General features: G+C 62.4%; 18 protein-coding genes. 4 read left to right on the top strand and 14 right to left on the bottom strand.

Translation table 11 applies throughout. From position 1 onward, the window contains the following. Positions 1-248: 248 nt before the first annotated feature. The 4 genes from C2L64_RS32810 (at position 249) to araH (ending at position 4,936) form a co-directional block, all read left to right on the top strand. Positions 249-1,178, top strand: coding sequence for a Gfo/Idh/MocA family protein (locus C2L64_RS32810; RefSeq protein ID WP_007582804.1), 930 nt, complete (start codon positions 249-251; stop codon positions 1,176-1,178). 94 nt (positions 1,179-1,272) lie between these two features. Next, complete coding sequence (locus C2L64_RS32805; protein ID WP_007582801.1) at positions 1,273-2,277, top strand: arabinose ABC transporter substrate-binding protein; 1,005 nt, start codon at positions 1,273-1,275, stop codon at positions 2,275-2,277. Between the two features lie 25 nt (positions 2,278-2,302). Next, the gene (gene araG / locus C2L64_RS32800) at positions 2,303-3,871 is read left to right on the top strand and encodes an L-arabinose ABC transporter ATP-binding protein AraG (protein WP_100216008.1); all 1,569 of its coding nucleotides are present in this window, start codon (positions 2,303-2,305) and stop codon (positions 3,869-3,871) included. Positions 3,872-3,919: 48 nt separating this feature from the next. Next, on the top strand, positions 3,920-4,936 hold the full coding sequence (gene araH / locus C2L64_RS32795; RefSeq protein ID WP_007582797.1) for an L-arabinose ABC transporter permease AraH: 1,017 nt from the start codon (positions 3,920-3,922) through the stop codon (positions 4,934-4,936). A 44-nt stretch (positions 4,937-4,980) separates the two neighbouring features. Here the strand turns inward: araH and C2L64_RS32790 are convergent, their stop codons facing one another. From C2L64_RS32790 to C2L64_RS32725, 14 genes are all read right to left on the bottom strand, one after another. Next, entirely contained in the window at positions 4,981-5,805 is an 825-nt protein-coding gene (locus C2L64_RS32790; protein WP_007582795.1) for a M55 family metallopeptidase, read from the bottom strand. Then, positions 5,802-6,863, bottom strand: a complete 1,062-nt coding sequence (locus C2L64_RS32785; protein ID WP_039900665.1) for a DmpA family aminopeptidase — start codon at positions 6,861-6,863, stop codon at positions 5,802-5,804. The genes C2L64_RS32790 and C2L64_RS32785 overlap by 4 nt, the downstream gene beginning before the upstream one ends. Next, the gene (gsiD, locus tag C2L64_RS32780) at positions 6,860-7,765 is read right to left on the bottom strand and encodes a glutathione ABC transporter permease GsiD (RefSeq protein WP_007582791.1); all 906 of its coding nucleotides are present in this window, start codon (positions 7,763-7,765) and stop codon (positions 6,860-6,862) included. The genes C2L64_RS32785 and gsiD overlap by 4 nt, the downstream gene beginning before the upstream one ends. A 7-nt stretch (positions 7,766-7,772) precedes the next feature. After that, positions 7,773-8,693 (bottom strand): glutathione ABC transporter permease GsiC, encoded by a 921-nt coding sequence (gsiC, locus tag C2L64_RS32775; protein ID WP_007582789.1) that lies wholly within the window; start codon positions 8,691-8,693, stop codon positions 7,773-7,775. Between the two features lie 90 nt (positions 8,694-8,783). Next, positions 8,784-10,346, bottom strand: a complete 1,563-nt coding sequence (gene gsiB / locus C2L64_RS32770) for a glutathione ABC transporter substrate-binding protein GsiB (protein WP_007582787.1) — start codon at positions 10,344-10,346, stop codon at positions 8,784-8,786. An 88-nt stretch (positions 10,347-10,434) separates the two neighbouring features. Continuing rightward, a complete protein-coding gene (locus C2L64_RS32765; RefSeq protein ID WP_007582785.1) occupies positions 10,435-12,357 on the bottom strand; it encodes a dipeptide ABC transporter ATP-binding protein in 1,923 nt (640 codons plus the stop codon). A 35-nt stretch (positions 12,358-12,392) separates the two neighbouring features. Continuing rightward, entirely contained in the window at positions 12,393-13,388 is a 996-nt protein-coding gene (locus C2L64_RS32760) for an isoaspartyl peptidase/L-asparaginase family protein (protein WP_007582783.1), read from the bottom strand. Next, positions 13,385-14,338 carry a MurR/RpiR family transcriptional regulator gene (locus C2L64_RS32755; protein ID WP_007582781.1) on the bottom strand — a complete coding sequence of 318 codons (954 nt, stop codon included), beginning with the start codon at positions 14,336-14,338 and terminating at the stop codon, positions 13,385-13,387. The genes C2L64_RS32760 and C2L64_RS32755 overlap by 4 nt, the downstream gene beginning before the upstream one ends. 302 nt (positions 14,339-14,640) lie before the next feature. After that, the gene (tssJ, locus tag C2L64_RS32750) at positions 14,641-15,303 is read right to left on the bottom strand and encodes a type VI secretion system lipoprotein TssJ (protein ID WP_039900663.1); all 663 of its coding nucleotides are present in this window, start codon (positions 15,301-15,303) and stop codon (positions 14,641-14,643) included. A 31-nt stretch (positions 15,304-15,334) separates the two neighbouring features. Continuing rightward, positions 15,335-16,402, bottom strand: a complete 1,068-nt coding sequence (gene tssG, locus C2L64_RS32745) for a type VI secretion system baseplate subunit TssG (RefSeq protein WP_007582772.1) — start codon at positions 16,400-16,402, stop codon at positions 15,335-15,337. After that, complete coding sequence (gene tssF / locus C2L64_RS32740; protein ID WP_007582771.1) at positions 16,399-18,198, bottom strand: type VI secretion system baseplate subunit TssF; 1,800 nt, start codon at positions 18,196-18,198, stop codon at positions 16,399-16,401. The genes tssG and tssF overlap by 4 nt, the downstream gene beginning before the upstream one ends. 51 nt (positions 18,199-18,249) lie before the next feature. Continuing rightward, positions 18,250-19,857: a type VI secretion system protein TssA gene (tssA, locus tag C2L64_RS32735; RefSeq protein ID WP_007582770.1), complete on the bottom strand. Its 1,608-nt coding sequence runs from the start codon at positions 19,855-19,857 to the stop codon at positions 18,250-18,252. 31 nt (positions 19,858-19,888) lie between these two features. Further along, positions 19,889-23,536 carry an ImcF-related family protein gene (locus tag C2L64_RS32730; protein ID WP_244212233.1) on the bottom strand — a complete coding sequence of 1,216 codons (3,648 nt, stop codon included), beginning with the start codon at positions 23,534-23,536 and terminating at the stop codon, positions 19,889-19,891. Next, on the bottom strand, positions 23,445-24,752 hold the full coding sequence (locus C2L64_RS32725; protein WP_007578498.1) for a hypothetical protein: 1,308 nt from the start codon (positions 24,750-24,752) through the stop codon (positions 23,445-23,447). Before C2L64_RS32725 ends, C2L64_RS32730 begins: the two co-directional genes overlap by 92 nt. Position 24,753: the final 1 nt, after the last annotated feature.

Genomic DNA, 24,753 nt, shown 5'->3' with positions numbered 1-24,753 from the left:
TATAGTTTGGCTAATTCGTCGGCGGCATGTTGAAAGGCTAGTCGGCAGCGTGATGAAAATGAGGAGTCTCAAATAGTGGCAATGTCGGGCAAACGCTTCTTCAAATCCCACGATGTGCGACTCGCTCTGCAGGTCGACTCGATGTCGAATGCCGCACGCGTCGATTCATGCGAACTCGCACGCGTGTTGAATACGCTTGCGTTACGCTGAGGCCGCTAACAATCCGTTAGTCCCTCGAAGCTCACTATATGAACAACAGACTTTCCATTGGCATCGTCGGCGTCGGCAAGATTGCGCGCGACCAGCATCTTCCCGCTATCGCCGCGCTCGACGGCTTCGAACTCGTTGCGTGCGCGAGCCGCAATGCGCAGGTCGACGGCGTGCGCAACTACAAGACCATCGAAGAGATGCTGGCCAATGAGCCGCAACTCGACGCCGTGTCGCTGTGCGCGACGCCTCAGGTGCGCTTCGACCAGGCGCGCGTTGCGCTCGCAGCCGGCAAGCACGTGATGCTCGAAAAGCCGCCCGGCGCGAGCGTGCATGAAGTGGACGTATTGCGCGCGATGGCACGCAACGCGGGCCGCACGCTGTTCGCCACATGGCATTCGCGTTACGCGCCCGCTGTCGAAACAGCGCGTGAATGGCTCGCCTCGCGCACGCTGCAGGAAGTGCAGGTGCGCTGGAAGGAAGACGTACGCCGCTGGCATCCGGGCCAGGCGTGGATCTGGACGCCGGGTGGACTCGGCGTGTTCGATCCGGGCATCAACGCGCTGTCGATCATCACGCACATGCTGCCGCGCGAAGTCATTCTGCGCGAGGCGACGCTCTCGGTGCCCGCTAACGTGCAGACGCCTATCGCCGCCGAGCTCGATTTCATCGACGAAGCGGGCGTGCCCGTGCGTGCTGAATTCGACTGGCGTCATGGTCCCGTCGAGCAATGGGAAATCGAAGTGAAGACGACGGACGGCGTGCTGCATCTGAGCGAAGGCGGCAAGAAGCTCGCGATCGCGGGCAAGCCGGTCGAGCTCGGACCCGAGCGCGAGTATCCGTCGCTGTACGAGCGGTTCCACTGGCTGATCACGCATGGCGAGCACGACGTGGATGTGCGCCCGCTGCGGCTGGTCGCCGATGCATTCCTGCTTGGCCGTCGTCACGAGGTCGAGCCGTTTCACGACTAGAGCCTGAGAGATGCGCGGGCCTGGTCGTCCCGTTAGACCTGTTAAGCGCTGATTCGAACAACCACAAGCAACGACCTGATCCAAGGAGACAAGCATGACCCGCAAGCTTAGACGCCTCACTTTGTCCGCGATGGCCGCCGCGCTGTTGGCCGCGCCGTTCGCCGTGCAGATGACTGCACACGCGGATACGCCGCTGAAAATCGGCGTGCTCGTGAAAATGCCGGAGCAGGCATGGTTCATCAACGAGCAGAAAGCGGCGGCGGCTTTGGGCCAGAAGGAAGGCTTCTCGGTCGTGAACATCGGCGCGCCCGACGGCGAGAAAGTGCTGGCCGCGATCGACAACCTCGGCGCACAAGGTGCGCAGGGCTTCGTGATCTGCCCGCCCGACGTGCGTCTTGGACCGGCGATTCAGGCGCGCGCAAAGCGCTACAACATGAAGTTCGTGACTGTCGACGATCAGCTGGTCGACTCGACGGGCAAGCCGCTCGCGAACGTGCCGCATCTGGGCATGTCGGCGTTCAAGATCGGCAATCAGGTTGGCACGGCGATCACCGACGAAATGAAGAAGCGCGGCTGGAAGCCGGAAGAGGTGGGCGCGATCCGCATCACCGACTACGAGCTGCCAACGGCCAAGCTGCGCACCGACGGCGCAACGGAATCGTTGCTCGCCAACGGCTTCAAGAAGGACAACATCTTCGACGCACCGCAAAAGACCACCGACGACGAAGGCGGCTTCAACGCAGCGTCGCCCGTGCTGTCGAAGCATCCGAACATCAAGAAGTGGGTGATCTTCGCGCTGAACGAAGAGAGCGTGCTGGGCGGCGTGCGCGCCACCGAGCAACTGCACATTCCCGGCGCGGACGTGATCGGCGTGGGCATCAACGGCGCGGGCGAAGCGTTCGCCGAGTTCCAGAAGAAGGAACCGACGGGTTTCTACGGCACGATCGCCGTCAGCTCGACGAACCACGGCAAGCAGAGCACGCAGAATCTCGTCGACTGGATCAAGTCGGGCAAGCAGCCGCCCGCCGATACGCAGACCACGGGCAAGCTGATGACGCGCGAGAACTGGAAGGACGTGCGTACGGAACTCGGAATCTGATGCGGTAGAACGGATGCAAAACACGATGAACGCGAATGACGCCGCCAGCGCCACCCATGCAACCGACGCCACCTACGTTGCTCCTTCGGAACAGCCGTTGACGGCGTCCGCCACGCATCTCGAACTCGACGGCATTACCGTCGCGTTTCCGGGCGTGAAGGCGCTCGGCAACGTGTCTTTCGACGTGCGCGGCGGTGAAGTGCACGGCCTGATGGGCGAGAACGGCGCGGGCAAGTCGACGCTGCTGAAGGTGTTGTCGGGCGTGAACCAGACGCAGGCGGGCGCATTGCGCCTCGCCGGCGTCGAACACAAATTCACGACGACGAAGGCCGCGATCGAGGCGGGCATCGCGATCATCTATCAGGAACTGCATCTCGTGCCCGAGCTGACGGTCGCTGAGAACCTGATGCTCGGGCAGTTGCCGAACCGCTTCGGCGTGCTCGACGAGAAAGCGCTCGTCAAACGCGCGGTGACCGAGTTGGAGCGGCTGGGCGAATCGATCGATCCGAATACGCAGGTGAAGAGCCTGTCGATCGGCCAGCGGCAGATGATCGAAATCGGCAAGGCGCTGATGCGCGACGCGCGCGTGATCGCCTTCGACGAACCGACCAGTTCACTGTCCGCGCGCGAAACGGAACGGCTCTTCAAGATCATCAATGCATTGCGCGCGCAGGGGCGCGCAGTGATTTACGTCACGCACCGGATGGACGAAGTCTACGAACTGTGCGACCGCGTCACCGTGTTTCGTGATGGCCGCCGGATCGAGACGTTCGATTCCGTTGCGGACCTGGATCGCGACCGGCTCATCAGTTGCATGGTGGGCCGCTCGATTCGCGATGTATATGGGTATCGTCCGCGTACGGCGGGCGAGGTACAGCTTGAAGCGAAGCAGTTGATGGGGCCGGGGCTTTCCGCTCCGGTCTCCTTCACTGCGCGCAAGGGCGAGATCGTCGGCTTCTTCGGGCTCGTGGGCGCGGGGCGCTCCGAGTTGATGAAGCTGCTCTATGGCGCGACGCGGCCGGCAAGCGGCCATGTCGAACTGAACGGCAAGCGTGTGTCGTTTGCAACGCCGCGCGACGCGGTGCGCGCAGGCATTGCGCTGTGCCCGGAAGATCGCAAGCAGGAAGGCATCGTTGCGATTGCTTCCGTGGCCGACAACCTGAACATCAGTGCGCGCCGGCATTTCAGCCCGTTGAGCTTTCTGCTGAACGGCAAGCGTGAACGCGACCTGACGCGCGAATACATCGACAAGCTGTCGATCAAGACACGCAACACGGAAACCGTGATCGGCACGCTGTCGGGCGGCAACCAGCAGAAGGTGATCCTGTCGCGCTGGCTGGCCGAACGCATCGACGTGTTTCTACTCGACGAACCGACGCGCGGCATCGACGTCGGCGCGCGCGCGGAAATCTACGACCTGCTGTACGACCTCGCGGAAGCGGGACGCACGGTGATCGTCGTATCGAGCGATCTGGCGGAAGTGATCGGCATTGCGGACCGCGTGCTGGTGATGAAGGAAGGGCGCATCGTCGGCGATCTGCCGAAAGCGCAGGCCACGCCCGATCAACTGATCAAACTCGCTTTGCCGCAGTAATGCAGCGCGCGCAACAACGCACCACGTAGACCACGGAACTGGAAGAACATGCAAACACCGAACACACGTCCGGCGACCGAGCCGGCAGCCAATCACGCCGCCTCGCCCGGCGCGGCCGCGCACGCGGCGCGCACGTGGGACCTGATCAACAAGTCGGGCATCGTGATGGTGTTCGTCATTCTGTTCGCGGTGCTGTCGTTTGCGGTGCCCGACTTTCTGACGACCCGCAACATGCAGGGCCTGTTGCTGTCGGTCACGCTGATCGGTTCGATCTCCGTGACGATGATGTTCGTGCTCGCGCTCGGCGAAGTGGATCTTTCCGTGGCGTCGATTGTCGCGTTTTCGGGCGTGGTTGCATCGACGCTGATTACAGCGACGCATAGTGTGATGCTCGGCGTCGCCGCGGGCGTGCTGGCAGGCGGCGCGGTCGGGATGGTGAACGGCGTGCTGATTGCGCGCTACAAGATCAATTCGCTGATCGTCACGCTCGCGATGATGGAAGTGGTGCGCGGTCTCGCGTTCATCACGTCGAACGGCGATGCGGTGATGATCTCGGAAGAGAGCTTCTTCGATCTCGGCGGCGGCTCGTTCCTCGGTATTTCGTTTCCGATCTGGAGCAACATCGTCGGCTTCGTGCTGTTCGGCTTTTTGCTGCGCAAGACGGTGTTCGGCAAGAACGTGCTGGCTGTCGGCGGCAATAGCGAAGCGGCGTTGCTGGCGGGCCTGCCGGTTACGCGTATCAAGATCACGGTGTTTGTGCTGCAAGGGCTCGTGACGGGTTTCGCGGGTGTGATGCTCGCGTCGCGGATGAGTCTCGGCGATCCGAAGACGTCGGTGGGTCTGGAACTCGGCGTGATTTCGGCTTGCGTGCTGGGCGGCGTGTCGCTGACGGGTGGTGTTGCGACGATTTCGGGCGTGCTGGTCGGCGTGCTGATTATGGGCTCGGTGCAGGACGCGATGAGCTTGTTGAATGTGCCGACGTTCTATCAGTATCTGATTCGCGGTGGGATTCTGCTGCTGGCGGTGCTGTTCGATCAGTTCCGGCGGAGCAAGCGGCGCGTTTGAGGTTGCCGCTTACTCAAGAGGTTGCGCTGATCTGGACAGACAGGTTAGCGCAACATGAACGACATCGCCGAGAGGCAATTCAGCGTGCGCACCGCATGCTCGACAGAAGGCGTAGAAAAGCGCAACGTCACGCCGTCCACGCGTTCCAGCGACGGCATCTGCGAAAACAGATCGGCGAGCGCGGTGGTTTGCACGCGCAATTCGATATGGACGGGTTCAGGCTTAAGACGTTGCGCAACGGATCGTCCTTCAAACTTCGCGACAACTTCCCGTGCTGATTCTTTGATCGCGGTGCATGCACGCTCCGGAGTTTGGGTCACACCGCTTCCAAAACCTGTCGCGTTCTTCGTAACGACGAACGTTGCATCAGGAAACACAGGCTGCGTTTCTTCGGCGAACACATCGTCACCCGAAAGCAGCATGACGCTCGCGCCATACTCGCGAGCTAAAGCGCCATAAATCCCGGCTTCTCCCACCTCGCGCCCATTCATCGTCACGCGGGTGAAAGCAAAGCTGTTGATCGTATGCGCGAGAATGCCGCGACTTTGCGCCATCGCGTGATAGCCGATCATGAACACGAGTTGCGGCCCGTATTCGAGGCCCGCCATCATGCCGAGCGTGCGCGGCTTGCCGAGTATTACGTTCGCGCGCGCGTCGAGCATGTCGGGCAGCAGGTTGCGAAAGCCGCCGTGCGAATCGTTGACCCAGACGTCCGTTGCGCCGCCCGCGAATGCGCCTTCGATAGCAGCGTTCGCTTCGAGGGTCATCCAGCGGCGGGCGCGTTCATATTCGCCATTGCCCGCGCGCGTCTGCTCCGAATTCACAACGCCTGCCACGCCTTCGATATCGACGGAGATCAGTACCTTCATGCTATGTGCCGCTTCAATAGTTGTTCGAGATCGGGCGCCGCTTCACGCAGCGAAAGACGCGTGTGTGCGTCGCGCCCCGTGACCGAGGTGGCTAAGCACAGGGCATCGAGGATTGCCTGTTCGACGCTGTCCGCGCATGCCTGAAACAACGGATCGAGGCGCGCGTCGCTGAGCAGCGGTGGCGTTGCGACGAAGTCGCCTTCATGCGGAACAGTCCACGCCGTCGAGAACGCGAGCGCGATATCGCCGCTGCCATGTCCATAAACCGAACCGGTGCGCGCGAGACCTGCGGCGGCGCGCATCGAAAGGCGCTTGAGTTGGCGCGAATCGAGAGGCGCATCGGTGGCGACGATCATGATGATCGAGCCTTGCTCGGGTTTTGCCGTCGTGGCTGACTGCTTGCGTCGATGCAGTTCACGTCCAACCGGCATGCCATCGATAGTCAACATCGGCAGCCGCCCGAAGTTCGCGAGCACCAACGCACCGACAGTGAAATCCTTGCCCGTCACATTCGCCACGCGCGACGCCGAACCGATGCCGCCTTTCAGATCGAAGCACGACATGCCGCGCCCCGCACCAACCGAGCCGCGTTCGAACTCAACCACTGCCGTGTCGAACGCTTGCGCATAGTGCGATTCTTCAATCGCCAATGCCGGAATATCGTTGAGATAGCCGTCGTTACATTCGAACACGAGCGGATTGACGGTCGACCACTCGCGCCCGATCTGCGGATTGCTCGCAATGGCGGCGCGAATCTGTGCCTGCGCGACGGCCGCGACGCCGAACGTATTGGTCAACGCAATCGGCGTTTCGAGCACGCCGAGTTCTTCGACCTGTACGAGTCCGATGCTCTTGCCGAATCCGTTGATCACGCTCGCAGCTGCAGGCACCTTGTGACGATACGGATCATCGCGATGCGCACGGACCACGGTCACACCTGTCTGTATCGGGCCATCAGCGAGCGTGCAATGTCCGACTGTCACGCCGGGCACATCGGCAATCGTGCCCAACGCGCCCGCCGGCAACACGCCGACACGCGGCATAGAAAGCTCAGTCATGGCCGGTCCAGCTTCGGATCGAGCGCATCGCGCAAGCCGTCGCCGAGCAGGTTGAACGCGAGCACGGTCAGGAAGATCGCGAGGCTCGGAAACAGCGCGATATGCGGCGCCGTCACCATATCGGCGCGTGCTTCGTTGAGCATCGCGCCCCACTCGGGCGTCGGCGGCTGCGCGCCCAGGCCGAGAAACGACAGGCTCGCCGCGGTGATGATCGACGTGCCGATGCGCATCGTCAGATACACGACTACCGACGAAATCGTGCCCGGCAGAATATGCCGCATGATGATGGTCCAGTCCGACGCGCCGATGCTGCGCGCCGCTTCGATATACGTCAGCTGCTTGAGCATCAGCGTATTGCCGCGCACGAGCCGCGCGAACGCCGGAATGCTGAACACGGCGACGGCTGCGATCACGTTGATCATGCCGTTGCCGAGAATCGCGACGATGCCAATGGCGAGCAGGATGCCGGGGAACGCGAACAGCACGTCGGCGATGCGCATCGTGATGCGGTCCCACCAGCCCTCGTAATAGCCCGCGAGCAAGCCGAAGAACGTACCGATAATCGCACCGATCGTCACCGACATGAAACCCGCCGCAAGCGAAATGCGCGTGCCCGCGACGATGCGGCTGAAGATATCGCGGCCCAGTGAATCGACGCCGAACCAGTGCGCAGCCGATGGCCCCGCATTCAGCGCGTCGTAGTCGAAATAGTTTTCGGGGTCGAACGGAACGATATGCGGGCCCGCAATCGATACGACGATGAGCAGCAACACGAACACACCCGCCGCGAGGGCGACATGCTGCTTGCGGAACTTGCGCCAGAACTCGCTCCATGGCGTGCGGATCGCGGGTTCTTCGTGGGTAGAAGAGATGGCGCGGGTGTTGTCGGCGGTCGTGCTCATGCGGGCCTCACTTGAAACGGATGGTCGGATTGATGACGGCGTACAGCACGTCGACGACCAGATTGATGACGATGAATTCCAGCGAGAACAGCAGCACTTCCGCCTGAATCACGGGGTAATCGCGCATCGCGACGGCGTCCACCAGCAGGCGTCCCATGCCCGGCCAGTTGAACACCACTTCGACGACGATCGAGCCGCCGAGCAGAAAACCGAACTGCAGGCCCATCATCGTGACGACGGGAATCATCGCGTTGCGCAGGCAGTGCTTGATGACGACCCATTGCTCGGCGACGCCTTTCGCGCGCGCAGTGCGCACGAAGTCCTCGTTCAGCACCTCGACGAACGATGCCCGCGTGAAGCGCGCCATCACGGCCGCGACAGCCGCGCCGAGCGTTATGGACGGCAGCACGTAGCTGCGCCATGAGCCATCGCCGACGATCGGCAGCCAGCCGAGCTTCACCGAGAACACTTCCATCAGCAGCATGCCGAGCGCGAACGCGGGGAACGAGATGCCCGACACGGCGATGGTCATGCCGAGCCGGTCGGGCCACTTGTTGCGCCACACGGCCGAGACGATGCCGATCGTCATGCCGAAGATCACCGCCCACACCATGCTGACGAGCGTGAGCATCAGCGTCGGCATGAAGCGCTCGCCGATCTCGGCGGAGACGGGGCGCTTGCTGCGCGTAGAGATGCCGAAGTCGGCATGCGCGGTGCGCATGAAGAAGTTCACGAACTGCTGCGGCATTGGTTTGTCGAGGCCGAGATCGGCACGCACGAGCGCGACGGTTGCATCGTCGGCTTCGGGACCGGCTGCGAGCCGCGCCGGGTCGCCGGGCAGCATGTGCACGAACAGGAACACGAGGCCAGCGACGATCACGAGCGTCGGCAGCAGGCCCAGCAGACGTTTGACGAGAAAATTCAGCATGAGAGCGATCCGCTATCGAAAAGCATGTACTGCATGAAGCGAGCGTACTGGTCTCGAAACGCATGCTTCGAGACCAGCGTCATCAGCGCTTTACTTCAGCGCGATTTCATCGAAGTTGAACGAGCCGTCCGGCGCGACGTACGCGCCCGCAAGCCGCTTGCTGCGCGCGTACACGACCTTCTCCTTGACGAGGAAGAGCCACGGCGCGTCGGCCCAGATGCGCTTTTGCGCGTCGCCATAGAGCGCGGCCTTCTGCGTGCGGTCCGTGGTTTCGAGCGCCTTCGACAGATCGCTGTCGACGGTATCGTTCTTGTAGTACGCGGTGTTCACGAGCTTCGGCGGAATCGACGACGACGCGAGCAGCGGCGTGATGCCCCAGTCCGCTTCACCCGTCGACGACGACCAGCCGATGTAGTACATGCGCACGGGCGCCGTCGCCGGATCTTGCGCGCTTTCGACCTTCGCGACGCGCTGGCCCGCCTCGAGCGCTTCGACGCTCGCCTTCACGCCCACTTGCGCCAGTTGCTGCTGCACGAACTGAATCGCTTTCTGCGAAGTCGAGTTGTTGTACGCCGACCAGAGCGTCGTCTCGAAGCCGTTCGGATAGCCCGCTTCCTTCAGCAGCGCACGTGCTTTCGCGGGGTCGTACGGCCAGGGGCCGAGCTTCGTCGCGTAATCGACGCCTTCGGGAATCACGCCGTCGGCGGGCACGGCATAACCCGAGAACGCGACCTTCGCGAGCGCTTCCTTGTTGATCGCGTAGTTCAGCGCTTCGCGCACCTTCGGGTTGTCGAACGGCTTTTTCGTCGTATTCAGGCTGACGTAGCGGTTGATGATCGACGGCGTGGCGATGATGTCGACTTTCGATTCCGATTGCAGCGCGGCGGCCTGCTCGAACGGAATGCGGAACGCGAAGTCCGCTTCGCCCGTGCGTACGAGCGCGGCGCGCGTGTTGTTGTCGACCACGGGCTTCCAGTCGATCTCGTCGATCTTCGGATAACCCTTCTTCCAGTAACCGTCGAACTTCTTCACGGTCAGATCGCCCGCCGGGTCCCACTTCACGAGTTCGAACGGACCTGTGCCGACGGGGTGAAACGCGAGGTCCTTGCCATACTTTTTCATCGCGGCGGGCGAGATCATCACGGCGGACGGATGCGCGAGCACGTTGATAAACGCCGAGAACGGCGCTTTCAGCGTGACCTTCACCGTGTACGGATCGACCACTTCCGTCTTCTCGATGCGGCTGAACATGTTGTAGCGCTTCAGCTTGTTCGCCGGGTCCGTCACGCGGTCGAACGTCGCTTTCACCGCTGCTGCGTTGAAGTCGGTGCCGTCCTGGAACTTCACGCCCTGGCGCAGCTTGAACGTGTAGACTCGTGCATCGGGGCTTGCCTCGTAGCTCGTCGCGAGAACGTTGACCAGCTTCATGTCCTTGTCGAAGCCGAACAGCCCTTGATAGAACGACTTCGATACAGCTTGCGAAAGGGTGTCGTTGGCGTCGTACGGGTCGAGCGTCGTGAACGTCGAATCGACGGCCATCACGGCCGTCGTTGCCGCGTGCGCGGCACCCGACGCGAGCATCGCAAAGACCAGCGCGCCGCTCGTCACGAGCGAACGCAGGCGCAACGGTTGAGAGAAGAGAAGCGTAGTCATCGTTTCAGAACTCCACTGAGCGAGGGAACTGCCTGTTGTTATGCCGCGGGTCTGCGCGGCTAAGGGGTTGTTGCCGGTAATACTGTGTCTAGTAAGCGCCGCCAATCCGATGCGCGGCCACGAAATGATCCGGGCCCACGGCGACGAGCGGCGCGACGACGGGCTCGTTGTCGAGCGCGCGAATCGGGCTGGGCAACTCGTCGGCGGCGAGCATGCGCTTCGCGTGTCGGCGCGCGGGATCGGCGACGGGCACAGCGCCCATCAGCTTCTTCGTGTACGGATGCTGCGGTGATTCGAACACCGCGCGACGTGGTCCGATCTCGACGATCTGGCCGAGATACATCACCGCGACGCGATGACTGATACGCTCGACGACGGCCATGTCGTGCGAGATGAACAGATACGCCACACCCAACTCGCGCTGCAGATCCAGCATCAGATTGACGATCTGCGCCTGCACGGAGACGTCGAGCGCCGACACCGATTCGTCCGCGATCACGACCTTCGGATTGAGCGCGAGCGCACGCGCAATCGCGATGCGCTGACGCTGGCCGCCGGAGAATTCATGCGGATAGCGGCGCGCGGCGTCGGCGGGCAGGCCGACCTTGTCGAGCAGCCACGCGACGCGCTCCTGCGCTTCCTTACCGCTCGCGACGTTGTGCACGAGCAGCGGCTCCATGATCGAGAAGCCGACCGTCAGACGCGGATTGAGCGACGCAAACGGGTCCTGAAAAATGAACTGGATATCGCGACGCAAAGCCTGCAACGAAGGACCAGTGAGCGAACTGATGTCCTTGCCGTCGAACTCGATGCTGCCGCTCTGGCTTTCGACGAGCCTCAACAGTGAGCGCCCCGTCGTCGATTTGCCGCAACCGGATTCGCCGACCAGCGCCAGCGTTTCGCCCGCATGCAGATCGAAGCTGACGCGCTCGACGGCATGCACGCGGCCTGTGAGCTTGCCGAACGGACCGCTGCGCACAGGGAAACGCGTGACGAGATCGCGTACGCGGAGAATCGGCTGAGCCTGCTTCGATGCTTCCGATGTCGTGTCGTCTTTGGGAAGCGGCTGCTGTGCATGCTCGCCGTCGAGCTTGAGCAATGAAAACTTCGCGGGCGCGTCCGTGCCCTGCATCGAGCCGAGCTTCGGCACGGCCGCGAGCAGCGCTTTCGTATATGGATGCGTGGGCGCCGCGAACAGTTTCGCCGACTCGCCTTCTTCAACCTTGTCGCCGCGATACATCACGAGCACGCGATCCGCCACTTCCGCGACGACGCCCATGTCATGCGTGATGAAGATCACGCCCATGTTCATCTCGTCCTGCAGGCCGCGTATCAGTTGCAGGATCTGCGCCTGGATCGTCACGTCGAGCGCGGTGGTCGGCTCGTCGGCGATCAGCAGAGACGGCTTGCACGACAGCGCCATCGCGATCATCACCCGTTGCCGCATGCCGCCCGACAACTGGTGCGGATAGCGCGCGGCCACGCGGCGCGCTTCGGGAATGCGCACGAGATCGAGCAGACGCAGCGTTTCAGCATGCGCCTGGCTGCGGTTCATGTTCTGATGCAGCGCGATCGCTTCGCCGATCTGATCGCCGACCGTGAAGACGGGATTGAGCGACGTCATCGGTTCCTGGAAGATCATCGCGATGTCCGCGCCGCGAATCGACCGCATTGTGGATTGCGATGCCCGCGCAAGATCGAGCACGCTGCCGTTGCGCCGGCGAAACGCGATGCTGCCGCTCGCAATGCTTCCGCCGCCGTGTTCGACGAGGCGCATCAAAGCGAGCGACGTCACCGATTTGCCCGAACCCGATTCGCCGACGATGGCGAGCGTTTCGCCGCGATCGACGGTGAGCGACAGGTCGCGCACCGCGTTGAACGTGGTCTCGCCGCGACGGAATGCGACTGTGAGGCGATCGATATCGACGACGCGTTGCGGCGGCAGACTGTCAAGCGGGCGTCGCTGGTGTGGCGTGTTCGGCGTGTTCGGCACGATGATGTCTCCGGGCATCTGAAACAGGGGATTTGCGTAGGCGTGGCGGCGGACTAGCGATAGATCGCCGTGACTGGCGTTTCGCCGACGCGCACATAGCCGCGATACATGCCCTCGGTGTTGAAGGGCAGCACGACATTGCCGTGCGCGTCGACGGCGATCAGGCCGCCGCGACCGTCGATGCGCGGCAAGCGGTTCATCACGACATCGTTTGCCGCCTCTTCGAGCGAGACGCCGCGATAGGCCATTTGCGCGGCGACGTCGTAGGCGGCGACCATACGCATGAACATTTCGCCCGAGCCCGTGGTCGAGACGGCGCAGGTTGCGTCGTCGGCGTAGCAGCCCGCGCCGATCATCGGCGCATCGCCGACACGGCCCAACTGCTTGTTCGTGATGCCGCCCGTCGAGGTCGCGGCCGCGACGTGGCCGTACAGATCGACGGCGACTGCGCCGACCGTGCCGAACTTTTTGTTCGGATCGATGGGCTCGTGAGGCAGCGCTTCTTTGTTTGCGGACGATGCTTCTTGCGCGGTAAGCGTCGCGCCGTCATGGTCGAGCATCACGCGCTGCTGCTCGCGTGCGAGTTGCCACTGGCTATAGCGCGCATCCGTATGGAAGTACGACGGATCGACGAACTCCAGACCTTGCGCCTGCGCGAACGCTTCGGCGCCTTCGGCCGTGAACATCACGTGCTCGCTGTATTCGAGCACGTGGCGCGCCGCGACGATGGGGTTGCGTACTCGCTTCACGCACGACACAGCGCCTGCTTCGAGCGTGCGACCGTCCATGATCGACGCATCGAGTTCGTGCGTGCCCGCCGACGTGAAAACCGAACCATGCCCCGCGTTGAACAGCGGACAGTCTTCGAGCAGCCGCACGGCTTGCGTGACGGCATCGAGCGCGCTGCCGCCGTCGGCGAGCACGCGTTGCGCGGCGACGAGCACGGCGCGCAATTCGGCGTGATAGCGGGCTTCCGCATCGGAGGCCATCGACGCGCGCACGATCGTGCCTGCGCCGCCGTGAATTGCGATTACTGCCTTGGTAGTCATTGCTTCTTCTTTGCCTGTTTAGGAGTGGGCCGCGTGGCGGTCTTCGAATGGGCTGACAGCGTGGATGTGTCGGTGAGCCACGGCAACACGAACTCGGTCATGTTGGCGGCGGCCTGCGCGGAGCGCTTTGCGCGGAATGCGACGGCGTCGCACAGCGCTTCGATCACGGCGAGCACGGTCGCTTCCGATGTCGCGGCGAGACGCCGCTCGGCGCGGATGAAGAGCGAGCGCGTGGCGAGCGTGGCGAGCGGCGACGTCGGGCCGTCCGTCAACGCGAGCACGTCTGCGCCGAGGCTGGCGGCGCGGCGTGCGAGCTCGATCGTGTCGTCGACATAGCGCGGAAACGCGATGGCGATCACCAGATCGCCCTTGCCTGCATTGAAGAGGCGGCGCGCCGCGTGTGTCGGTCCGCCGATCAAGGCGAGCGACTGCACGTTGTCGTGATACGGCAGCAGGTTGTGCTCCATCAGGCTCGCGAGAAATGCGCTCGCGCCGGAGCCGAGGATAAACACGCGCCGTGCGGCGATGATCGCATCGACGGCGGCTTCGGCGGCTGTGCCGTCGATCGTGCTGCGCGTCGTGCCGAGATTGGTGGCGGCTTGTTCGAGCGACGCGCTGAACAGTTCGTCGCCATTCGTCTGCGATTCCTGCGCGGTGCGGAGGCGCTCGACAGGGGCGAGCGTCGCTTCGAAGCCGCGCACGAGCGCCTCGCGAAACGCCGGATAGCCGTCGAAGCCGAGTGCGCGCGCGAAGCGGTTCGCCGTCGCGATGGACGCGCCGACGGCTGTGGCCAGTTCGTCGATACGCATGGTCGCGGCGCGAAACTGGTTGGCCAGCACGAACTCTCCCATGCGCCGGTGGACAGGCGTGAGGATCGGCATCGCGGCCGTGATGCGGGCAGCGATGGCGGGCTCGGCGGCGGTGGGTGGGTTCTGACGTTGGCGGGCCATGGGTGTCGGAGTGGATCTGTGAGGCTGAGCTGGAATGAAAGTGAATTTACATGAAAATCATGTTGTGAAAATAAATTTTCTTTCAGATGGGGGTTTGTACGGGGGGAGAGGTACCGAGTGCTTTTGCAGCACCGTCGATCGTTCACATCAGATTTGGGGATGGCGCAGCACCGTGTGTGCTGCAATGGGACGAAAAACGTGCTGCTCAACGACAGCTTGCGAAGCGGCATCGCCGATAGGCGATGCCGCGTTGAAGGCAGATCGACCATCGGTGCGCGCGTGCGTCGATGGCCAAAGCGCGGTCAGTCTTCAACCGGCTGAACCACCGTGATTGACCCCGTCGTGATCGACGCAGCGGCCTTTGCTTTTGGCGTCGCCGTAGCGGGAGCACTGGCCGCATTGGGCGCGCTCTGCTGCGGCGCATCGCGCTTGACGGGCTCTGGCTTCGCATCCACGAGTTCCATCACATTGCCGCGCACAACGATCTTCACGGGATCGGTTTTTTTCCACTGCTTCTTCGGGACCAGCAGCTTCCACGTCGAATCGCGGTCGGGATTGCGAAAGAACGCGACGACACCTACGTACTGCGCGTCGTCCTTCATCGGCTCGTTAATGCTCGCGCTGGCGTTGGGGCGCAGCACGACGTCTCGGGTTGCCAGCAGATCGGCTTTCAGCGCGTCCAGATCGTTGGTCTGCAATTGCACGTACTCGAGTTGCTGGAAGTTCTGCGCATCCTTCAACTGGTACAGCCGCACGACCGTCGACAGCGATTGCCCGGTGGCATTCTCGTTCAGTGAAGCGCGGCTGACGAGATCGACGCTCATGGTCTTGACCTGAGTCGTGAAAACCCATTTCGCGGCATCCACCGTGTTATCGGACACCGCCTGAGTGAGTCCGCATCCTGCCAGCGTCAACGCAGTCAACAGCAATGCGCTCATGCAGGGCGCGTTTATTTTCCAGTTCATGGTTTCGACTTCGTTTGATGTGTTCTGTCGATCAATGCATCGGCGTGCGATCGCCGCTGCTGCCCGTCCATACGCCCAGTTGCACGCGCGTTCGCCAGCCGTTGCGGCTTGACATGCCCGCGCCGGCCAGCCGTGTCGTGAACCCGAGCCGCACTTCATCCGCGCTGAGCTTCTGTTGCGGCATCAGATCGGGAGCGACCTGCATTTCCAGGTTGGCTTGCGCTTCGTAGCCAAGGTAAAAGCGCAGCAGCATCATCACCTCGCGATGCGCGGTGTGACCAGGGAGCAGCGCAAGCACGGATTCGCGCGTGTTCGGCGTGAGCACGATACGCACGCTGTTGCTTCTGTCGTAGAAGCCGCGGCCGAGCAGACAGGACTCGCCGAGCGCCGCCCGTTGATCGCCGTTCGCGTTGACCCAGACGGAATGAAATTCTTCGACGTCGACATCCGTATCGGGTACCGCGTGCCGAAGCACGCCTGCGAGCCCTTCGGCCGTGCGCGTCTTCTGACCTGCGAGACCGAGCATCGACAGCAGCTTGCGCGTGCCGACCGCGCGCGCTATGTCAGGGGTGCCGATCCCGAGTCCGGCATAGCTGAGCAGGTAGCGCGAAACCTCGTCGGTGCCATCTTTTCTGAAGCCGGCCGGATAGCGATACTTGCGCCATACGCGGTAATACTGCGTGACGATGCGGTGATGGAAGAGATCGAGAAACGCGGCGAGCGGTTCGGCGCCTTCCCGGTTCTGCGCGACCTCGTCGGCGAAGTACGATGGCATGCGCGCATCGACACCATAGAGCCCAAGAAAGGTCGTCACGACGGCAGGTGGTTTCAGCGGATCGTCGGGATCGCTTTCGATCGCATCGATCTCACGACGCGGAAACCCCAGACGTGCGCGCGAACGAAAGCGGACAGGTTCGTCCGTTGGCGAATCCGTTGTCCCGATGGGCGGGCGATCCGGAGCGGCCAGTTCGATGAGCTGGCAGAAGCGAAAGAAGTTCATCTGCATCGCGTGATCGAGCAGCGCTGGCAGCAACGGGCGCTCGACCTCGACGGCGTCGTTGTCGGCGGATCGCAAAAGCGTTGAATGCAGGCTGTTCAAAACGGCGCTCCTTCACCCTTGGTGTCGGGCCATTCGATGCGCCGCCCGGTCGGCTGCGAGACGATCACGAGCTTCGTATAGAGGTTGAGCGACGCGTATAGCCCGAGGAACCGGTTCAACATGCCGCCGAACAATGCGAGATCGCCGTCGCCCGCAAAGCGGCCGCTGTCGATCGTTACGATTATCTCGACGCCGCGTTGCACACCGCCCCGCACCAGTTTCTGCAAGAGCCGATGCTGGACATCGGTGATGGCGTCGATGCGCCGACGGTTCAACTCGCCGTCCGTCCAGTCGTAGAGCGCGAGACTGCCACGCAGGATTTCAGCGTTAAGCAGCGACAGGTAGTTCGGTGCGAGATGCGACAGCACGCGCCACTGGAAGCGGTCGCCCGTCGGCGGATAGACGGGCAGAGTCGGCGCGCACAGATTGCGCACGGCGCCGATGTTCGTGAAGCCGCCGCGCATGCGGTTGATGCCCGCTTCGCGCAGCGCCTTGCGCGGCAGCATGCCGTTGGTGCCCGTCACCGACAGCGACAGCGTTTCCTTCGGCAGCGCGTCAGCCCGTTCCCATGCGTGCCCTCCGAGCACCAGCCATGTATCGAACCGGCCCGCTGGCCCACGCCGCACGCGGGTATGGAAGTAGCGCTCCGGCGTTTCGTGGCGCAGCATGCCGCCGCGATGACGAAACGCTGCGAAAGGCACGTACTCGAAGCGCTGGCCCGTGCCTGCTTCGAAACCCTGGACGGAATCGACGGAATAGACTTCGACGCTCGCGCCATATTGCTCGCGCGCGTTCACGCGATATTCGGTTTCGAACTGCGTGACGGTGACGGGCGCGGCTTCGAGCGCAAACAGATTGATGATCGGCGTGCAGTAGAGGCGCACGTTGTCCGCGTTGAAGCGCATGTCGTCGGGGTACGGCTGCGCCAGCACGATCTCGACATCGAAGTGGCTCGCGGAAGCGGGAATCGCCTGAATGTCGAGACCGACCAGGTCGACGAACATGAACTTTTCGGGGAACGTGAAGTATTCGAGCAGCAACTGATAGCCACCGAACGCGTTATCGGCTTTCGGCCACAGACGCTCTTCGGCGGCGAAACCCGCGGGCTCGATGCGCAGGCCGGGCATTGGTTGCGGCGCGCCCGGACGGTCTTGCGGAAAGCCCGGCACACGGACCTGGATGGCGAGCGGTGCGGATGTGAGCGCGGAATACAGCGTAAGCGCCACGGGGCGGTCGGCGTTGAGATAAAGACGCAGGCGCGGCACCTGGAGCTGTTCGCGCCGTGCCTGTGGCTGGAGTTCCAGCCGAAGACGGATCACGGAGCGGCCGTCTTCGCGTGCATATGTGTTCGCTTCCGTCAGATGCAGCGGATAGAGATCGACGGGCTGCGTCGTCCGATAGATGCATGCCTCGCCGTCGTCACCCATTGGCTCGGACAGCGCTTCGAGCCCTGCGGGCAGCGTCTCGTGCTTCTGGAGCGCGCCCGGCGTCGGAATCATCTCCAGGATGGATAGCGACGGGATCATGCGCAGATAGTGCGGCCACAGCATGCTGACGAGACCTTCCGTCAATTCGGGCAATTCGTCGTCGAGCTTGTGACGCAGACGAGCCATCAGAAACGCGAAGCCTTCGAACAGGCGCTCGACGTGAGGATCGCGATCACCGATACGATCGATGTTGAGCATGCGCGCGCGGTCAGGAAATGCGCGGGCGAATTCCTTGCCGGCGTCGCGCAGGTAGCGCATTTCCGCTTCGTAGTAGCGGAGGATGTCGCTGTCCTTGGTGGGAGAACTCATTGCAGATGTGTGTCCGTGTCCGGTTAGTCAGCGGTTGAGGCCGTCGCGCGATCAGGCCAGCACGACGGCGCGAGCCGGATCGATTGCCGTCAGTTCGGCCGTCAGCGAGTCGATTCGCGCGGCGATCGTGGTCTTGTCTGCGTCCTTTCGGTTGACGCGGATTTTCAGCAGCTTCAGCAACTGAAGCTTGACCTCGAAAGCGAGCGACGGCTCCCACGCGGCAAGCTGAAAGCGCCGTGTGAACTCGTCTAGCGATGCGAGCAGATGCAGCGCGGTGTCGGGGCGCTGCGCCCGTTCTGCAACACGCGCCATCACGAACTGTCGAAGGAAGTGTTCGCGTTCGCCATGCTCGCCGCCGTGGGTGGGCAGACGTTGCAGCCATGAGAGCGCGGCTTCGATGCCTTGGGTCGTCGCGAGGTCGTACGCCTGCGATTCCGTTTCGACCCAGTCGTTGTCCGCCGATCCGACACTGATCGGCCCGACCATTTCACCCTTCTCGACGTCGCGCACCGTCGCGTGGCGCGCGATCCATTCGAGCGTGGTGTCGTCGGCGAAAGGCGAGCCGTCTGTGAACGACAGACGCTCCAGTCCTGGCAGACGCTCGAGCATCAGTGCGCAGTCGGTTGCGACGAGTTCGCGCACGCGTGCGTATTCGCCGCCCGCGTGTTCCTGCGCAGTGAACGCGTAGTACTGGAGGTCGAGCCAGAAATGGTTCGCCCCCTCCGCAAACGCGCTCTCGATACGTTCGAGCAGTTCGGGCCATTGCTTTTGCAGCACCAGCCGTTTCAGGTTTGCGCGCAGTTCCGCGCGCGGCGCGACGAGCCGCGTCTTGACGCTCGCCTCGTGCGGCGGCACTTCCGTGAGCGTGTCCCAACGCACGCAACGCATCAACCGGTATGCGGCCAGATAACCATGTGGTTGCTCGCGAAGGAATTGCGCCATATGCCGGGCGCGGTCGAGCAGATCGCTTGTGGAAGCGACTGTTGCGCTTCCCGCAAGCGTGGCGGAAGGACCGCTGCTGGTGTCCACGTTCAATGCCGATGTGCTTGGCACACCTGGCACAACATCCGATGGTTGCGGCGTTTCGAGGCGGTTCTCGAAACGGCGGAACAGCGGTTCCAGGGCCGGGCGTGCGGCGTCCGGCCATTGCGACGTGCGCTCGAAGATCAGCGCGAGCGCCGAGAGCGTGCGCTCGAGCAGCACCCCGCTCAGTCCGTGTACTCGATCGAGACGGTCGGCGAATGTCGTTCCGGCGAGCCATTCGAACGCAGTCTTGCGCGTGGCGACGCGCTCGGGCAGCAACGATTCGCCGAACCGGTCGACGAGCGCCGACAGCAGTTCAAAGCCGGATGCCACGCCTTCCGCGCCGTCGCGACGCATGCGGCCATAAATGTAGTAAGCCGCGACGCGTACGTCTTTCGCGCTGTGTTTGAGCAGCCGTTCGGCGGTATCGACGATCTTCGTGTCGTCGATACCATCGAGTTTGGCGACTTCTTCCTTGATGGCGAGGAAGTCATCGTCATAGGCGGGATCGCTGCCCGTTGGGATGTCTTCGCTGATGGGCGCGAGCCAGTCGTCCCAACGCGATTGTGTCGAGCGCGCAAGGTCGGACGGCGCGCGTGTGCCGAATAGTGCGTCGAGGAGGTGGGAGAATTTCATTGTTTTTTATTGGGCTGTTCTTCGGGTCAGCTCAGCTTTGTGGCAGTGGTGTTGCTGCGCGTTTGCCTGCTTCAAGCGCCGCCTTCGGCAAAGGTGGCGGCCCGTTGTCCTTCGCCAGGTTCGCCGCGCCTGGTGAACGGCTCACGAAGATGCGCGAAGGCAGTACGAAGCCCTTGAGCGCAAGCAGTTCGAGCGGACCCTTGCCCACGTCGGTGCGCATCATGTAGCCCAGCGCGTGCGTGTCGCTGCCCAGCGCGGGCTTGCCGGGCTCCTGCGCGATGAGCGTGTCGATGTCGTAGGCGGCGTCGCTCGCGGACTTCGCAGCCGTGGGCCTGATCTCCCGCACGAACGGCGAGGCCTGCCAGGTCAGCATGTACGTCGCGCTGTCGATGGGTTCGACGCGCGCACGTTCGAGCATCCGCACGAACGCCCAGCGTCCGTCGAACTCCAGACTGCGGTTCGTGCCCGCCTTCTCCGTCTGCCATTCGAGGCGCGTGCCCGTTCTCTGGGGATCGTTCGACGGCCAGTTCATCGGTTGCCAGGTTTCCTGCTGGTTGAAGTAGTGCAGCTTCTGGCCATCGACGGTGAGCAGCGTATCTGTGATGCCCGGCGACGGCACCGGTTTGAACTCGACGCGATACTGCGGCTCGCCCTGCGCGAGCAGGTGCCCTGCGATGCGTTGCAGCGTGTTGATAGCGGTAAGGAACGAAGGATCGAAGACGAGCGAGGACGTTGCCGTGGTGACGGGCATCCATTGATCGCCCTGCAACTCCAGCACGCCCGCGAGCTGGCTCGCGAGAAACGCGGAGATCAGGCCGCCTTGCGGTCGCAGGAAGCGCGCGAGTTCGGGCAGCGAGGCGTCGTTGGCGGTGCTGGCGAAGGGATAGCGTCCCGCGAACGAGCGGTTCCATGCCGAGACGATGCTCTGCTGCCAGGCTTCGTTCAGGCTCGCCTGGGCGGGCTGCAAGACAGTCTGCAAGGCCTGCGCGACAGGGCGCACGAACAACGCATCGCCCATCCCCGCCCATTGCGCGCCGAGGCTCGCGGCGATCAGGCGGGCGTAGGACTGCGTGTCGGCCAGTTCGGAGCCCTTGCCCTGGAAGAGGGTTTGTGCGACCTGTCTCGCCTGTGCGTCGGCGTCGGGGCTGTCGCCGATCTGCTGTAGCCGCAGCCGCAACGTCGTGACGCGTTCGAGATAGCGTTGCAGGCTCAGGTCGCTGTAGGCGCCTGCCGTTTTGTTGCTCGATGACGGCGCGTCGCTGCCGTTGGCCTGTGCGACGAGGCGCAGCACAGGGCCGAAGGACGGTCCGAGCGGTCCCGCGGGATCGGGACGGGCCGCCTGCGGTTCATCGGCTTTGCTGCCGCCGAAGATGTTCTGCGCCTTAGTGACGAGCGTGTCGGACAACGAGGTTTTCTGGGCGCCTGCGCCGCCCTGATACTCGAGCGACTTCATCAGCGCGATCAGTGGCGACTGGCGCGCGTCAGCCATGGCCTTGAGCTGGCCGATGGCGGCGGGCATCGACGGTGCGCTCTCCCACTGGATCGTGTTCATGAAGGCCTGCCAGTGTTCGGCGTAGTCGGCGAAGTAGTGGCTGGTGAGTGCGGCCTTCAGGGTCTCAGGTGACGAGGCGGTCTGCGTTTGCTGCGTTCCGCTTGTTGTGTTGGCGCCGGCGAGCACCCAGTCGCTGGCGGTGCCGTTGTGTTTTGCGGCATCGTCGATGGACTGCGCGATCGTGCCTTCCCATGCCTCTCGCGTGAATACGCCGGGAACCGAGGCTGAGGTGCGGAACAGGCCGCGTGTGTCAGTGCCTGCTGTCAGAGAGGCCAGCGTCTGGTCCGGGTACTTCCTGCCGACGGACGCGACGATGTCCTGATAGATCGTGTCTTCGGAGTTCTTTACGCCGATCACGGCGAGCAGTGTCTGACGTGAGCCGCTGATGAGGTCGTCGCGGGCATCGATGTGCCATTCGGGATGCTGCTTCAGGTGATCGGCGTAGAAGCCGAGCAGGCGCTGCGAGAGGTCGAGCTTCTCGCCTGGCGGCAGGTCGGCGGCCATGTCCCAGTAGTGCGGCAGCAACGGCGTCATGAAGGACGGATCGGTGTGTGCGGGCTCCGACATCATCAGATAGGTCTTCAACGCCTTGTGACCGTCCTGCGCAAGCTGGCTCGTCTGGTTATCGAGCTGGGTGGTCTGCATCTGGTTCAGATCGACCAGTTGCGCTTCGAGGTTCTGCCGTACGGGTGTGATCAGCGTGTCGCGGGCGGCGCGTGAGTAGGGCTTCCAGACGGCGGCGAGTGTTTGTGCATCGTGGTTCAGGCCGAAGCGGGTTTGAAGCGGCGTGTGGTGCTGGATGCGGTCTTCATACACTGCGACGCGTTGCTGGAGTGCAAGCAGGTTGCGCAGACGCGCGGCGGAGTCCTGTGCGGTGTCCAGGTTGCGCACGGCTTCGCTGGTGAGGACGAGGTCGTGGGCGTTGGTGGCGGCGGAAAGGAGCAGGCCCGTGGTCCATAGTGCGACTGCGCCCAATACCAGTGCCGAGAAAACGGTGACGGGGTGCAGGCCGATGCGGTGGCCGCCGATGCGAAGGGCGTCGGTGGCGAGATGGTGCCAGAGAGAGGCGTCGGCCCGGCCCGCTTCTTCAGGTTTCCCGTAGACCAACTTCTGTGACGATGGGGCGAAGAATACACCACGTATGTCGAGAGAGTGGTGAGCGCGCGCCTTGATGCCTGCAATCAGTGATGATAGTGTGGTGATGCGTTCGCCGAGGTAACTGGATAGCTCGGCTGCATAGCGATCTCCGATGCTCTCGCACAATTTCGAAATGCTTAAGTTGACGAGAGTCTTATTTAGTTCGCGAAGCGATGATTCGATGACGCCGGCATCGACGGATTTCGAAAACTCGCAACCGACGACGGTAATCGCCGGCGAACGGGACATGGACAAGTTAGGCCATTCAACCACGTACACAGGGGGCGACCAACGTAGTCTCTTGGTGACCTGTGCGAGTTTCATTGCAATTGCGCCAGGTAACTGCTGAACCATCGCATCGGTCTGTGCCGCGCTTGCAAGGACGATCGCGTCGACTCTGCGACGGAGGCGATGCAGGTCACTAAGCCATAGTGCGTCCAACCGGCCATTAGACGCCAATTTACCTCTCAGGACGATATAGTCATCGCAGATTGTCCACATGCATTCGCCAAGTAGCGCGGATGATTCACTGCGCGGCTCTACGTCATCGATGAGAAGAAGCAGGGGGCGCCGGTCGCGCTTACCACGGCCAGCAAAGATATCAATATTTTCTTTGAACCTCTCTAAAGAATAGGGGTCGCGATAGCCAGGACCCGTCATGTCGGGCTGTTTCTTTCCATGCATTCCGATGTTCTCTGAAACCCATCGTTCAATGCGGCGTGACGCCCGCACGGGACGCGACGAATCCTCAAAGCTGAAGACGAGAAGAAAAACGACCAACAGGAAACACAGGGCCGCAACGGCAAGTGATCGGGCCTCTGTCGACATGCCAAATCGATCGCCTTGGAACCAGATAAAGACACCGGGTAGCACAACCAGTAACAGTGACCCTAGAACATCAATCTTGAATTTTCGGTTCATTTTTTGTTTGGTGTTGCTTGACGTCGTCTGACGGCGGTGGTGCAACGACAACCATCGAGAAGATTCCATCGTGTTGCAGCATGACCAACTGAGGAAGCGCAGTTTTTTTGATCATCTCGATGGCGAGCGCGACCGATAGCCACGGAGCTGCGACGCCGGCGTGTCCTACTACTCGCTCAACGTCAATCTCGGGAAGCGGGCCGCTCCGATCGGCCCTCACACCTACTTGACTTAGCGCGTGGTGCACGGTGACAGATGTTGCTTCCCCAATGCCTGTCAGCCATAGATTGCCGATTGAACTCGCTTGAGTTTTGCCCCACCGCAGTGCGTAGCGGACCGCGCGAGCAAGGGTATCCGGATGGCGGCCCCGTGACGGTCGATGCAACAACGCAATGGGTGGCTTGATACACTTGGCGACCGCGTTCTGATGCGCCACAAGCAGCATCACGCCTGCTTCGGCGCTGTTTTGAGGTGGGTTTTCGCTGAGTATTTTGTTTAGGTTGACTGAGACAAGGAGGATGGCGCTTCGCTTCAATGCAAAATCATTGCTATCCAGCCACGACTCGACACTAGATAAAGGCGCGCATTCGATATTGATAGGCGCCGGCCGAAGCTTGCGCTCTGCCCAGATTTCACTCCAGACCGTCGACACATCAACTCGCAGTGCATCCGCAAATACCTGTAGATTCACCCTCAACGGAACTTCAGATGGTATTTGCGAAATGACGGGCGATGTCCGGTCAAGTAATCGTCGCAACACCCATTTCAGTACGTCCTTTTGGCGGTTTGTGTCCGGCCCACGCTCCCACGTCTCATGTTCGAGTTCGTTTGGCTTAAGCCAGCGGGCCGTGATAGTGCCTGCATCGGCAATGGACGACTGCGCCTTGAGAGCAAGCTCTCCGTTTAACAAAGCCGTCAGCGCGTTGTTTTCGTCTTCAATGGCGACGAATGTCGCCTCCAGGACGGACATCGGCACGCTGGCCAGATCGAACGCGTGTTCAATGTAACGTTTGCGTGCACTATTCCACGCTTGAGCATCCAGGCGACGTCCCTCATAAAAACTGAAACAACGTGACACGATGAACGTCGCGCTCAGAACGGGATAGATGACTATCCAAACCCAAAACCAAACCGTGTGAGTCGATTGCCGATTTGGCCATGAGAAGACTGTGGCGGCAATTCCGGCCAGCGTCAAAGCCAGAAAGATAGGCACCCAGATGAACTTGGACGGTGGCTTCTCGGGTTCAACGGATTTAGGCGGAAAGACGGGAAACTTGACAGACATA

Origin of the sequence: Paraburkholderia hospita (assembly GCF_002902965.1) — a bacterium.
GTDB classification, from domain to species: Bacteria; Pseudomonadota; Gammaproteobacteria; order Burkholderiales; family Burkholderiaceae; genus Paraburkholderia; species Paraburkholderia hospita.
The sequence above is the reverse complement of the archived record's forward strand: the minus strand, read 5'-3'. Positions and strand labels throughout refer to the sequence as shown.